Source organism: Aeoliella straminimaris, from assembly GCF_024054565.1.
Lineage (GTDB): Bacteria > Planctomycetota > Planctomycetia > Pirellulales > Lacipirellulaceae > Aeoliella > Aeoliella straminimaris.
The window spans coordinates 14,296-27,052 of record NZ_JAMXLR010000064.1; the positions used below are offsets into that span (position 1 = coordinate 14,296).

General features: G+C 60.1%; 10 protein-coding genes. 9 read left to right on the plus strand and 1 reads right to left on the minus strand.

Annotated features, from left to right (window positions below; all coding sequences use genetic code 11):
* The first annotated feature begins 557 nt into the window (after nt 1–557).
* The 4 genes from NG895_RS19005 (at nt 558) to NG895_RS19020 (ending at nt 6,513) form a co-directional block, all read left to right on the plus strand.
* The gene (locus NG895_RS19005; RefSeq protein ID WP_252854108.1) at nt 558–1,382 is read left to right on the plus strand and encodes a PEP-CTERM sorting domain-containing protein; all 825 of its coding nucleotides are present in this window, start codon (nt 558–560) and stop codon (nt 1,380–1,382) included.
* A 789-nt stretch (nt 1,383–2,171) separates the two neighbouring features.
* Nucleotides 2,172–3,026: a hydrogen peroxide-dependent heme synthase gene (gene hemQ / locus NG895_RS19010; RefSeq protein WP_252854109.1), complete on the plus strand. Its 855-nt coding sequence runs from the start codon at nt 2,172–2,174 to the stop codon at nt 3,024–3,026.
* 283 nt (nt 3,027–3,309) lie between these two features.
* On the plus strand, nt 3,310–5,058 hold the full coding sequence (locus tag NG895_RS19015; RefSeq protein ID WP_252854110.1) for a peroxidase family protein: 1,749 nt from the start codon (nt 3,310–3,312) through the stop codon (nt 5,056–5,058).
* 51 nt (nt 5,059–5,109) lie between these two features.
* Nucleotides 5,110–6,513 (plus strand): vanadium-dependent haloperoxidase, encoded by a 1,404-nt coding sequence (locus NG895_RS19020; RefSeq protein WP_252854111.1) that lies wholly within the window; start codon nt 5,110–5,112, stop codon nt 6,511–6,513.
* On the opposite strand, the gene NG895_RS19025 is transcribed toward NG895_RS19020, so the two are convergent.
* Nucleotides 6,463–7,686 carry an endonuclease/exonuclease/phosphatase family protein gene (locus NG895_RS19025; protein WP_252854112.1) on the minus strand — a complete coding sequence of 408 codons (1,224 nt, stop codon included), beginning with the start codon at nt 7,684–7,686 and terminating at the stop codon, nt 6,463–6,465. The two genes, NG895_RS19020 and NG895_RS19025, sit on opposite strands and share 51 nt — an antisense overlap.
* A 243-nt stretch (nt 7,687–7,929) precedes the next feature.
* Between NG895_RS19025 and upp the strand changes: the two genes are divergently transcribed.
* The 5 genes from upp to NG895_RS19050 all read left to right on the plus strand — a co-directional run bounded on the left by upp (nt 7,930) and on the right by NG895_RS19050 (nt 12,733).
* The gene (gene upp / locus NG895_RS19030) at nt 7,930–8,613 is read left to right on the plus strand and encodes a uracil phosphoribosyltransferase (protein WP_252854113.1); all 684 of its coding nucleotides are present in this window, start codon (nt 7,930–7,932) and stop codon (nt 8,611–8,613) included.
* 91 nt (nt 8,614–8,704) lie between these two features.
* On the plus strand, nt 8,705–9,964 hold the full coding sequence (locus NG895_RS19035; protein ID WP_252854114.1) for a NupC/NupG family nucleoside CNT transporter: 1,260 nt from the start codon (nt 8,705–8,707) through the stop codon (nt 9,962–9,964).
* Between the two features lie 132 nt (nt 9,965–10,096).
* On the plus strand, nt 10,097–10,651 hold the full coding sequence (gene hpt / locus NG895_RS19040) for a hypoxanthine phosphoribosyltransferase (RefSeq protein WP_252854115.1): 555 nt from the start codon (nt 10,097–10,099) through the stop codon (nt 10,649–10,651).
* 121 nt (nt 10,652–10,772) lie between these two features.
* Nucleotides 10,773–11,009: a DUF485 domain-containing protein gene (locus NG895_RS19045; RefSeq protein WP_252854116.1), complete on the plus strand. Its 237-nt coding sequence runs from the start codon at nt 10,773–10,775 to the stop codon at nt 11,007–11,009.
* Nucleotides 11,006–12,733: a sodium/solute symporter gene (locus tag NG895_RS19050; RefSeq protein WP_252854117.1), complete on the plus strand. Its 1,728-nt coding sequence runs from the start codon at nt 11,006–11,008 to the stop codon at nt 12,731–12,733. The genes NG895_RS19045 and NG895_RS19050 overlap by 4 nt, the downstream gene beginning before the upstream one ends.
* Nucleotides 12,734–12,757: the final 24 nt, after the last annotated feature.

The window sequence follows — 12,757 nt, forward strand, 5'->3', positions numbered from 1 at the left end:
AGGCCACGCGGCGGCCGACTTTCTGCTCGACGACCTGGCGTGTGCCGACGAGCCGCCGGATTGTCTTCGCGACACTCTGCGTTGAGAGGCCGGTGCGTCTTGCGATGGAACCGGCCGTCCGCCAGGTATTGTGATCGAGCGCTGCAAGAATGGTGGGTGCGTGGACGTGGTTAGCGTAACCGGGTCAACGTAAACCGAGGTTTCAGGGGAAGTTGCGTTCCTCGCTTGGGTTGGAAGCCCGAGGCGAGGCCATTTAACGCCGTTCATGCATCAGCACACAAAAAACGAAAAGAAATCACCGCTCGCTAGACACCAGGGAGAGCGCAACGGTTACAATGCAGGCCAGACTTTGCCGGAAGCGGTACCCGGCTGCTCTATCTGGGAATCCCGGCTAACCGCGTTGAAATTACAAGCGTCTCCGAGCCAGGCACGATTGTACTATTCGGTGCGGATCTTGCCGATTTGGCGTAATTCGTCTCCTCAAGTAAACACCCCTCCGGCTGGACCCCAGCCGATTTTATAGAGATTCTCATCTTGAATTCTGGGAGAGCGAACTAATGAATCTTATGATCGTTTCACGAACAGCACTTACTTTTCTCGTTGCTGCGGGCATCGCACGCAGTGCTGCGTCCGCACAAGTCGTATACACCGACGCCGTGGTGCAAAGTATGACCGGTACAGTAAACACAGTCGGGCCTACGGCCACCACTTCTGGCGCTACGAATTGGCGAATCCGCGGTACGAATGGCGGTACTGATGGTGCTAGCTTCTCCAATGAGGGGAGCGCGCTTCAGTACGATACCAACCCTATAGACGCCTCAAATCCGACCCTAACAACAACCATCTCGGGTTTGGATGCTTCGAAAACTTACGAAGTGTTCGTCTTCTTCTGGGACGACTTGGCAAGCACTCCCCCTCCTGTGCTACCCGCCAATTCGCCGTGGGATATTGCTGCTAAACTTTCCACCGACGCGAGCTACACGCAATACGATTCGAGTGCAGGCTTTGTCGTTACAGACAACGCCGGCAATATTGCGGGTGTGGATGCTGCGGCGGCTGGCTACAGCGTTATTACCTTTGACGATATCACTGGACTCAATGTGCTTGGCCAGCTCACCGACGACTACACCGATGCCTACGATGGCAATCGCGCGATGTTTGGCGCTCTGTTGCCAACCCAGGTTTCCGGACTCACGACGTTCGCTGTTGATATTCAGGCAGGGACCAATACAGCTGCACGCTCTTGGTACGACGGGATTGGGGTACGTGAAGTGGTTCCCGAGCCCAGCACCTTCGTGATGTTGTGCCTCGGACTGGCTGGTGTAGCTGTGGTTCGTCGACGTAAGCAAGCGCTTAATGCTCAATTGGTAGACTTCCGTTAAACGGGATATAACATATCGCATCGGCTTCATCGCCTTTTCGGTTTCGGCTGGCCTCGTCAAACTCCCCACGGTGTACATCCCCCTCAGCATTTTCCAGGGTGGTCCAGTCTGCCGAGGTGTGCGCGATCTCTCACGCTTCGGGAGCCGCTCGCCGGTGCGTTTGGCGTGCCTCTTCTGGCTCGCAGCCATCGGTACCCCAATGCGCCAGATCGCTTAGCGACACGCTTTCACCGCCGCCAAATTTCTCCCTGTTTCTTCCCCGCCGGTTGTAGTTTTCTTACACCCACTCTGGGAAAATGCGGAGTTAGCAAGCGCTGTGCGTCAGTTGGTAGCTACCGTCGCCAGACGGTGGACGCCTTGGGGGTCACGCCTTCCAGCACGGGTGCTGCGCGTCGTGGTGGCGGGGTCCACGCTCTGGCGAGCGTAGCTACCAGACAAGAAATGCTTCAAATGGGGTTTTGGGCCAACTCAAGAGTTTTGGGCCAACTCGCGGGCATGCGGAGAACAACGTGGCGGGTTTTGCCCCCTCCCCTGATTGGTTCAGTCGAGAAAACAAGGGGTATTTGAAAGTTGGTGGGCCCAAAACCCCTGGGGTTTTGGGCCCATGAATGCCGATGGTGGACGTTGGCCCAAAACTCGTGGCCCTGCAACCGGCGGCCGGCGTGGTTTACGATCTGGGTTTGTCACAGCCAACCTGCCGGGGCTGGCGGAGCTCGCCGCCCAGCCGCCCCCAGGGGTTTTGACGCCGTTTTAGCCAACAGCCAAAGCAAAGATACAAGGTCCTCCAGAATGTCCCGCCCTATGCCTGCTGCTGCCCCGAACGTCGATCCGCTCCATCCTGCCGGCGGCGGCTGGCACTGCAGTCATCTGTACTACTCGTTCGACCGGGGCGTGCTGGCGGGTCTGTCGGCGGACCAGGTCGCGGCGGGACGGGCCGAAATAGTCGCCGCGCTCGATCCCGAAGGTCCGGCCGCCCCGACGCGGCTGCAGACGAGCATCGTGAGCGGGCATAAGGCCGACTTTGGCCTGATGCTGATGGACAACGATCCGCTGAAAATGGACGCCGTGCACCAGCGGATAATGGCCTCGCCGCTGGGCGTGGCGCTGCGGCCGGGATACTCGTTTGTGTCGATTACGGAGATCAGCGAGTACGTCCCCAGCACCGAGGAATATGGGCAGCGGCTCGTGGCCGAGGGAGAAACCAAAGATAGCCCCAGTTGGCAGGCCAAGGTCAAGGCGTACCAGGGTCGGCTGGGCGCGATGAACCGCCAGCGGCTGACCCCCGAGTTTCCCCCCTACCGAGCTACTTGTTTCTATCCCATGAATAAGAAGCGGAAGACGGGAGAGAACTGGTTTACCATGCCCAAGAGCGAGCGAAACCGCCTGATGAGCGAGCACGCCCGCAGCGGAATGGCCTTCGCCGGCAAGGTTAGCCAGCTGATCACCGTGGGCCTGGGACTGGACGATTGGGAGTGGGGCGTGACGCTATGGGCCGCAAATCCGGAATATTTGAAAGATATCGTCTACCAGATGCGGTTTGACGAAGCCAGCGCCCGCTACGCCGAGTTCGGGCCGTTCCTTGTCGGTTACGTAACGTCCGCAACCGATATGCTTTACCATTGCAGAATAGGTGAGGCTAGTTAAACTGGAGAGTGTGTAGGGGTTACCGCAACGATCCCACTAGGAATTCTCTGCCGGGACAGGCACCGTTTACGAGTCTTTTGCTCACCCTCTCGACCGAGTCGCTAATTGCCTGACGCACTTCGAATCGTCCTCGCCCGATTTGGGCTGAGCTTTCGACGATTGGTTAGGTACTCCGACTCTCATCTGATTGGCTCTAGTCGGTGCCGGCTGATTGCGTTGAAGCATTGTCGCCGTATGATGGTGGACGGACCGAAGCAGCGTGGGCCGGGCTCGAAGCACCACCATGATTGACACGCATCATTCGCCCCTGGGAATTCGTCTATCGGCAGCCACGGTGCTCGCCACCAGCCTGCTGGTTGCTGGCTCAGTGTCGGCCCAGCCGTACCGCAGCATCGACGGCAGCGGAAACAACGTGCTGAACAGCAACTGGGGCCAGGCCGGCACCGCCTTTGTGCGGCTGGCGCCCGACTCCTATCCCGACGGCATCGGCGACGTCTTCCTCCAGTCGCCAGAAGTGCCAAACGCCCGCGAAGTCAGCAACGCGCTGTTCAGCCAGAGCTCGCCGATCGACTCGGCGCATGGCATGTCGAGTGGCGTCTGGCAGTGGGGACAGTTTCTGGATCACGACATCACCTTCACGCCCACCAACGCGGCCGAGCCCCATATGATCTTCGGCCCGGAAGATGATCCACACAGCATGGCGATGATTCCCATGAATCGCTCGCAGGTGTCGTCGGGTCCTGGCGAGCTACGTCAACAGACCAACGCCATTACCGCTTACATTGATGGTTCGAACGTGTACGGCTCCGACCAACACACGGCCGATGCCCTGCGTTCGGGAGTGGGTGGCAAGCTGCTGACTTCCGCCGACAACCTGCTGCCGACCACCGACATGATCACCGACGTGGACATGGACCACAACAACAACCCGTCAACCATGTTCGTGGCCGGCGACGTCCGGGCCAACGAGCAACTGGGTCTGACCGCCATGCATACGTTGTTCATGCGGGAGCACAATCGCATTGCCCAGGCCTTGGTCGACAACGGCGGCTATGATCCCGTGGCCGACGACGACCTGATCTACCTCAAGACGCGCAGCATCGTCGGCGCCGAGATGCAAGCCATCACGTTCAACGAGTTCCTGCCCTCGCTGCTGGGCGAGTACGCCCCGCAGGCGGCGGACTACGCCTACGACCCCAACGTGAATGCGAGCATCGCCAACGAGTTTTCCACCGCGTTGTTCCGCGTGGGCCACACCATGCTCAACGAGAACCTTCTGCTGGCGGGCGAAGGAGGCGAAGTGGTAGGCCAGATCGCCCTCCGCGATGCGTACTTTACCGGGGCCGACACCATTGCGAGTTCGCCGGAGCTGGTAGACAAGCTGCTGATGGGCCTGGCGACGCAAACTTCGCAAGAAATCGACACCAAGGTGGTGGACGACGTCCGCAACTTCCTGTTTGCTCCGCAGATGGGTATGGGACTCGATTTGGCGTCGATGAATATCGAGCGCGGACGCGATCACGGGTTGGCCGACTACAACACCATGCTGTCGACCTACGAATCGCTGATGGCGGGGGTTCCTGGATTTGACCAGGTCGACCTCACCGCGGCCCTCGACTTCGACGACCTGAACACATCGCCCGAGATCATCGCCCAGTTGGAAACGCTGTATTCGAGTGTGAGCGCGCTCGATCCCTGGATGATGGCCCTGGCCGAAACACACGTCGATGGCACCAACGTCGGTCCACTGGTCCTGGCCGGGTTGGTCGATCAGTTTACGCGACTGCGAGATGGCGACTCGCACTTCTACATGGGCAACTCGTACCTGTGGAGCGACGAGGTATCCGAAGTTGTAAACTTCGACAACCTGGTACTGATGGATATCGTGGCGTGGAACACCGACATGAAGAACTCGCCGATGACTTTCTTCCATGTAACAACCGTCCCCGAGCCTGGCGCGTTGGCGCTTCTCGGCCTGGGACTCACTGGACTTGCGCTGGCTCGCTGGAACAGGAACGGCTTCCATTCCTAGCGCAGTTGGACGCCTTGGCAAGCCGTGCACCGACTTCCTGTAGACGACACCATGATCAGCTCCATCTATTTACCGTCCGAACATCCACGTGGTGGCCGGGCTCGCAGGGCGATGCTGCAATGGACTGCCGTTTTGCTGACGAGTTTCGCGGCCGTTGCCTGCAGAGCGGATGTCGTCTTGGAATGGAACGCCCTGATGTGCGATGTGTACGCCCAGGATGTCGACTTTCAGAATCCAGGCATGGCCTCCCGGACGCAGGCGATGATGAACCTGGCCATGTACGACGCCATCAATGGCATCAATCAGCAGAACCAGACATTCTACCAGCATGGCTTCGCGGCGAATGCTGGAGCTTCGGAAGTTGCCGCGGCAGCGTCCGCCGCGCATGGCGTGCTCAGCGCCATCTATCCCTCTCAGTCCACGGTGCTCGACGCCGCGCTGAACGACGCACTATCGACCATCTCCAGCTCGGACGCCCGCTCCGCCGGGCAGGCGTATGGCGGCGCGATCGCCGCTTCGATTGTCTCTCGCCGCACCAACGATGGCTTCGACCAGCAGGCCCAATACGAGCCCGTCGGTGGCGTCGGTCATTGGACGGCAGATCCGTTGAATCCTGATCAAGAAGCCTGGGGACCGGAGTGGGGCGCGGTACGTCCCTTTGCCTTAAACAACACCACCGCGCACCTTCCACCGCCAATGCCCGCGCTGGACACCGATGAGTACGCGGCCGCCTACAACGAAGTAAAGGATCTCGGAGCCCGCGATAGCGCCACTCGCACGCAAGAGCAAACCGACATCGGAAACTTCTGGGCGTACGATCGACTGGGCATGGGAACACCCATGCGGATGTACAACGAGATTCTCTGCACCATTGCTTCGCAGCAAGGCAGCTCGATGCAGGAGAAGGCCGAACTGTTCGCCAGGACCTCCGTGGCCATGGCCGATGCGGGCGTCGTGGCTTGGGATGCCAAATTCGCCTACGACTTGTGGCGTCCCGTGACGGGCATTCGCGATGGCGACCTGGACGGCAACCCCGATACGGTGGGCGACGAAACGTGGGAACCGCTCGGCGCACCCGGCGGCGACGACGTCGACAACTTCACGCCCCCCTTCCCGACCTACATTTCGGGGCATGCCACCTTCGGCGGAGCGCTGTTTCAAAGCATCACGAACTTCTACGGCACCGACGAGATCTCGTTCGATGTGACGAGCGAAGAGCTGCCTGGTATGACGCGAAGCTTCGACACGTTGTCCGATGCACGCATCGAAAATGGGCGTAGTCGCGTGTACCTCGGTATCCATTGGAACTTCGACGACATCCAGGGCCAGGCTACTGGCATGGGCATCGCCGACCGAATCTACACCGCGCCGTTTGTCTCCGTGCCCGAGCCTTCCGCGCTGGTGCTACTCGGCCTCGGTCTCGCGGGCTTCGCCCTCGCTCGTCGGCAGCGTTAGGTCGACCCACACGAGCCGGTGATCGGTGGCCTTGATCGCCTCAGCGCCCGGCTCGCCCTGCTTTGGCCAAAACACGCCCGAGTCGACCACTTGCAGATCTCGCGACGGCAGCACATAGTCGACCCGTAGGTTGCCGTGGCCATCGCCGCTGAAGTCGGCCGTGTCGAACTGCGGGTCGCCTTGTTGGTTGGCATTGAGCTCGGAGTTGCGTTGACTCGACGCGACACCGCCTTCGCTGGCCGGAGTGAACGCAGCGTTCACCCGCGGGTGCTCGAGCAACTGCCGGATGTTCTCGCCGGCCGAGTCGCCGTCGGTTGGGTCGGCATTCAGGTCACCCAGAATCACGAACGACGCACCGTCGGCGAGACCACCTCGCTTGCCGCCGTCGTCCACCAGGTAGTCACTGCGATCGGGGGAGACGTAGTCGGCCCACAGCCGAATCTCATCATGGTTGCGACGGCCGTTGCGATCCTCGGGCCCGTCGAACACCGGCGGCGTGGGGTGCGAGCAGAGGAAGTGGATCGTACGCTTCTCGCCGCCGAGTGTAACTTCGACCGGCACGTCCCAGTGGCTCTTCGAGGAGAGCCGGAAGATGTTCATCACCTCGTCGCTGTAGTACGGTTTGCCCGTCTCCGGATCGACAGGAAGCTTGGCGCCCGGCATGTCTTTCCAGAGAAACTTCTGGAAAGTGCGTGCCTCGTCGGACTTGATTGGAAACCGCGAGTAAACCGCCATGCCGTACTGTCCTGGATAGCGACCGTAGCCAAATGCATCGGCGAGGCCATCGCTCTGGCCGTCGCGGTCCAGGTCCATCCCGCTCGGCACGCCGGTATTGACCGGCCATGTACGCATGAAGTGAGTGCGGAGGTAAGGCAAGGTTTCGTCGTCAGTTGCGGCGTACTTGCAGTAGAAGCGTCGATGGGGAGCGTCCTGGCCCTTGGCGTCCGAATAGTCAATCTCGTTCAGCAGGAGAATGTCAGGCTGCACGCGCCGCAGCACTTCGGCAATCTTTCGCGCCCGTGCATCACCCGCCTTTAAGTCCTCGAGCAACTGCCCTTCTTTGTCCCGGTAGAACGACACGTTGTAGGTTGCCACCCGAATGGTGTCCTTAGGCTTTTTGGGCTGGGCGGCCAACGACAGGCTGGCTGCTCCACTGAAGAGCAATAGAGCCATCGCAAGGCGAATGCTTGGTTGATTCATGGCACGGCTGGGCGGAACTAAACGTAAAAGTCTAAGGACTGGGGCCATTGTAGCGGCATTCCGTCGGCTCGGTTGTCCGCGGCGGTTGAAAAGAGGTCCTTTTCCAACATGAGATTCTTAACATCTGCTCGCGGGGCAGCTAGAATGGCCCCCCGAGTGGCGGAAGTTCGTCGCCGCGTCAGTTGCGCTTCTCGACCTCCCGGGAGTCGTTATTCGATGTCCACCACCACGAACCAAACGGCCGAAATGTCGCCCCACAGCCAACAGATTGCCTCTGGCGTGTTTGAGGTCCAGCACCCGCTGATCGAGTGCCACCTCACAGCGCTGCGGGATGCGACCACATCGCCGCTGTCGTTTCGCGCCCATGTCCGCCGCCTCGCTACGCTGCTCGCGTACGAAGCTACGCAAGATCTGTCGATCGAAATGGTACCGGTCACCACCCCGCTCACCAAGACCACGGGTGGCAAGTTGGCTCAGCGAATCGGGTTGATTCCCATCCTTCGCGCCGGGCTTGGCATGGTCGATCCGGTGCTCGATCTCATCCCCACAGCCGAAGTCTGGCATCTGGGCCTGTATCGCGACGAGGACACCGCCCAGCCGGTGGAGTACTACAGCAAACTGCCGCCCGACCACCCGGTCGACGTGGCACTGGTGGTCGATCCTATGCTGGCCACCGGCGGTTCGATGCTCGCGGCGCTCGAGACACTCAAGAAATGGGGCGTCGGACAGGTTAAGCTGCTTTCGATCATCGCCTCGGAAGAAGGCATCAAGCACGTCGAGACTGAGTACCCCGATACGCAGATCTACGTTTGCAAAATCGACCCCGAGCTGAACGACGTCAAATACATCGTGCCCGGCCTGGGCGATGCAGGCGACCGCATCTTCAACACGTTACACTAGGCATCCAGGCAACCCGACGATGGTTGGCGAAGGATTGCCACAAACTGATACAGGCAATTCCACCGCTTACACCCTCTGACTGACCTACGCCATGGAACGTGTGATTAGCTTTGCCGGTCTCTTTGTGATGATTGGTTTGGCTTGGTTGATGAGTTCTCACAAGACCAAAGTTCAATGGCGGGTTGTCTTTGGTGGCTTGCTGCTTCAATTCGCGTTTGCCTGGTTTGTGCTCAAAACCAAGTCGGGCGAGTGGGTTTTTGCTCGATTTGCCGATGTATTCCGGGCGCTGCTCGACTGTTCCGACGCCGGTAGCAGCCAGCTTTTCGGCGAAGGATTTCAGGAGCACTTCCTGGCTTTCAAGGTCCTGCCGACGATCATCTTCTTTTCCGCGTTGATGTCGCTGCTCTACTATATTGGCATCATTCAGATCGTCGTGAAACTGTTCGCCAAACTCATGCAGTACACGCTCGGCACCTCGGGCGCCGAGACCCTTTCGGCCGCCGCTAACGTTTTTGTGGGACAAACCGAGGCGCCACTGGTCATCCGTCCTTATCTCCCCACGATGACCATGTCGGAACTCAACGCCGTGATGGTGGGGGGATTCGCCACTATTGCCGGCGGGGTCCTGGCCGCGTACGTGGGCATGGGCATTAGCGCCGAACACCTGCTGAGTGCCTCGGTGATCTCAGCCCCGGCGGCCCTACTGATTGCCAAAGTCATGCAGCCCGAGGTCGACACGCCCGAGACCCTCGGCGAGGTACGGATCGAAGTTAGAGAGACCCACGTCAATGCTTTGGAAGCCGTGGCTGACGGTACCGTTAGCGGACTCAAACTGGCACTGAACGTCGGCGCCATGCTGATCGTATTCTTCGCGCTGATCGCGGTGGCCAATGCGTTGCTGGCGTGGCTGGCATCCATGTGTTTGCAGATGGGTCTGGTTGCGGGCCCGGAACCACCCACCTGGTCGCTGGAACTGATCTTCGGCTACCTGTTCTATCCCATCGCCTGGGTGATGGGCGTCGAGCCCAAAGACTGTTTGCACGTAGGGCAGCTTCTAGGCATCAAATGGTTTGGCACTGAGTTCGTCGCGTACGAAACGCTCGGCGATTGGATGAAGCCAGATAGTGGAGTTGAACTGAGTGACCGCTCCATCACCATTGCCACGTACGCACTCTGTGGTTTCGCCAATTTTGCCTCGATCGGCATACAGCTAGGTGGCATCGGCGGTCTCGCGCCCGAACGGCGGGCCGATCTCGCCAAGTTGGGGCTGCGTGCGATGATTGGCGGCTCGCTGGCCGCGTTCATGACCGCTTGCGTTGCTGGAATGCTGTACGTTTCCGCAGCGAGTTAGTCCCGCTGGTCGAGTTCCGGTCATCCGCAGCCAGCTGGCGAAATCCCTCGCCCAGGCTAAGTCGCTGACAACCACCCGCTGATTGTCTATAATTCACCTTCTTCCATTCTTTCCCAAGGCGAGCCCCCCAGCATGAAGACTCTCTACACCAGTCAGCAACTTCACGACGGCGTATCGGCCATGGCGAAGAAGATTGGCGACTGCTACGAAGACCGGCAACTCACCATCGTCGGCGTACTGACCGGCAGCCTAGTGCTGGTGGCCGACCTGATTCGGCTGTTGGATCTGCCGATGCGAGTGGGTGTAATCGCCGCCAGCAGTTACCGCGGGGCCACCACCACTCGGGGCGAGCTCTCCGTCAACGACGAACTGATGCTCGACATCCGCGGCCGCGACGTGCTGCTGGTGGACGACATCTTCGACACCGGCCATACGCTGGTGAAGGTGATGGAAAAGATGCGAGAGTACGAGCCCACCTCGCTGCGTTCGGCCGTTTTGCTGCGGAAGCATGGCCGGCAGGAAGTCGACGCGGCGCCCGACTTCGTCGCGTTCGACATTCCCGACGAGTTCGTCGTTGGCTACGGCCTGGACTACGAGGACATGTACCGCAATCTGCCGTTCCTCGGCGCCCTGGAAGAAGCCGACCTGGCGGCTCACGCTCAGCAGGCCAGCGAGCAGATGGCCTAAAGCCAAGCCTGCCAATTTATCGATCCAAGTTGCCGCGGACGCGCGCTATGGGTTAGACTACGCCCTGTCCGTATTGGCCCTTATCCGCTGCAAAGCGTCCCTTCCTCTTCCTCAGGCGTCCATGATCGATCGAAATGCCCGTATTGGGCTGGTGCTATTTGCTGCGTACATTGCGCTGTACGGCGGCTTCATGCTGCTAAATGCCTTCGCGCCATCCTCCATGCGGTGGATTCCCGCCCTGGGGATCAACCTGGCCATCTGGTATGGCTTTGGGCTCATTATCTCGGCCGTGGTTCTGGCCCTGTTGTATGGCGCCCTCTGCAACGCCAGCACCTCGAAAGAGGAGAGCCAGCAGTGACCTACGAAGCATCTCCTATGGCCGTCGGCGTGTTCGCCCTGTTCGTCGCGGTCACGCTCGGCATCAGTTTCTATATGGGCCGCAAGGCGAAGTCGTCGCAGGGCTACTTCGCGGCCCACGGCCAGATTCCGTGGTTCGTCAACGGCGTGGCCTTCGCCGGCGACTACTTGTCGGCCGCCTCGTTCCTGGGCATCTGCGGCATGATCGCCTTTTTCGGTTACGATGGCTTCCTCTACTCCATCGGCTACCTGGCTGGCTGGATCGTGGCACTGTTCGTCATCGCCGAACCCATGAAACGGCTCGGCAAGTTCACCTTCGCCGATGCCCTGAACCACCGCTTCAACTCTCGCAGCATCAAGCTCGCCGCCGGTGTCAGCACGCTGGCGGTCAGCGTGTTCTACCTCATTCCTCAGATGGTCGGCGCTGGCGCCCTGGTCACTCCACTACTAGGATGGCCACACTGGCTGGGGGTGTGCGTCGTGGGTGCCGTGGTGATTCTGATCGTCGTGACCGCCGGCATGGTGTCGACCACCTGGGTGCAGTTCCTCAAGGGCTCGTTGTTGGTGGTGTTCAGCACCGTGCTCACGGTGTTGATCCTGGGCCGTGGATTCGCAGTGAGCGACCGCCCCGCCGAGCAACAGACCATCGTCCAAACCAACGACAGCTTCACGGTGAACGATCAGCCATCCACCGAGCAAGCGGCCACCGAAGCCATGCGCCCCATCGGCGAGATCGTCAGCCTGCCCAGTGGCGAAAGCAGCACGGGACCGCTCGGCCCCTTGGAGTTCTTCAGCACGCTGCAAGAAAGCGAAATCGTTTTATGGCAGCAAGAGCAATCGACCAGCGACGACGGAACTACTACCACCACCTACACTCCCAACCGGCGATCGGGCGCCGAGGTGCTTCTGCCCGGCGAAAAATTCACGGGCCTGCGGAGCGACAAACTCATCGACAAGGTGAACTTCCTTTCGTTGATGCTTGCCCTGTTCTGCGGCACCGCGTCGCTGCCCCATATTCTGATTCGCTACTACACCGTGAAAGACGGTGCTGCGGCCCGCAAGAGCACTATCGTCGGCATCGCCTGCATCGGCTTCTTCTACGTGCTTACGCTGTACATGGGACTCGGTGCCATGACCAGCGGCGACATCTTCTCGTTCAACTCCAACATGGCTGCACCGCTGCTCGCGCGAAGCATTAACGAGCCGTTGTTCGCCATCATCTCGGCCATCGCGTTCACCACGGTACTCGGCACCGTGAGCGGCTTGATTCTGGCATCCGCCGGCGCCGTGGCGCACGACCTGGTCGAAGCGCTCGCCACCCAGACCATGACGGACCAGGAACGAGTTCGGATTGCAAAATTCGCCTCGGTGGTTGTCGGCGTGATCGCCATCGTGCTGGGCATTGTGTTCAAGGAAATGAACGTCAGCTACCTGGTCGGCTGGGCCTTCAGCGTGGCCGCCTCGGCAAATTTGCCCGCCCTGGTGATGATGCTATTCTGGCGAAGGGTTACGGCGATGGGCATTTCGTGTGCCGTGGTGGTGGGTATGGTCAGTTCGCTCGCCTGGATTTTGCTCTCCAGCGACAGTTTCGAAAAGATTTACGGCCTGCCAGCCTCCGACGCCTGGGTTCCCTTCAGCCAGCCCGGCATCGTGACCATTCCGCTGGGCTTCGCGGTCGTGATCGTGGTCTCGCTGCTCACCCAACCCCGCGAAGCTACAGCCTGAGTGGCCAAACAATACACTGCGCCC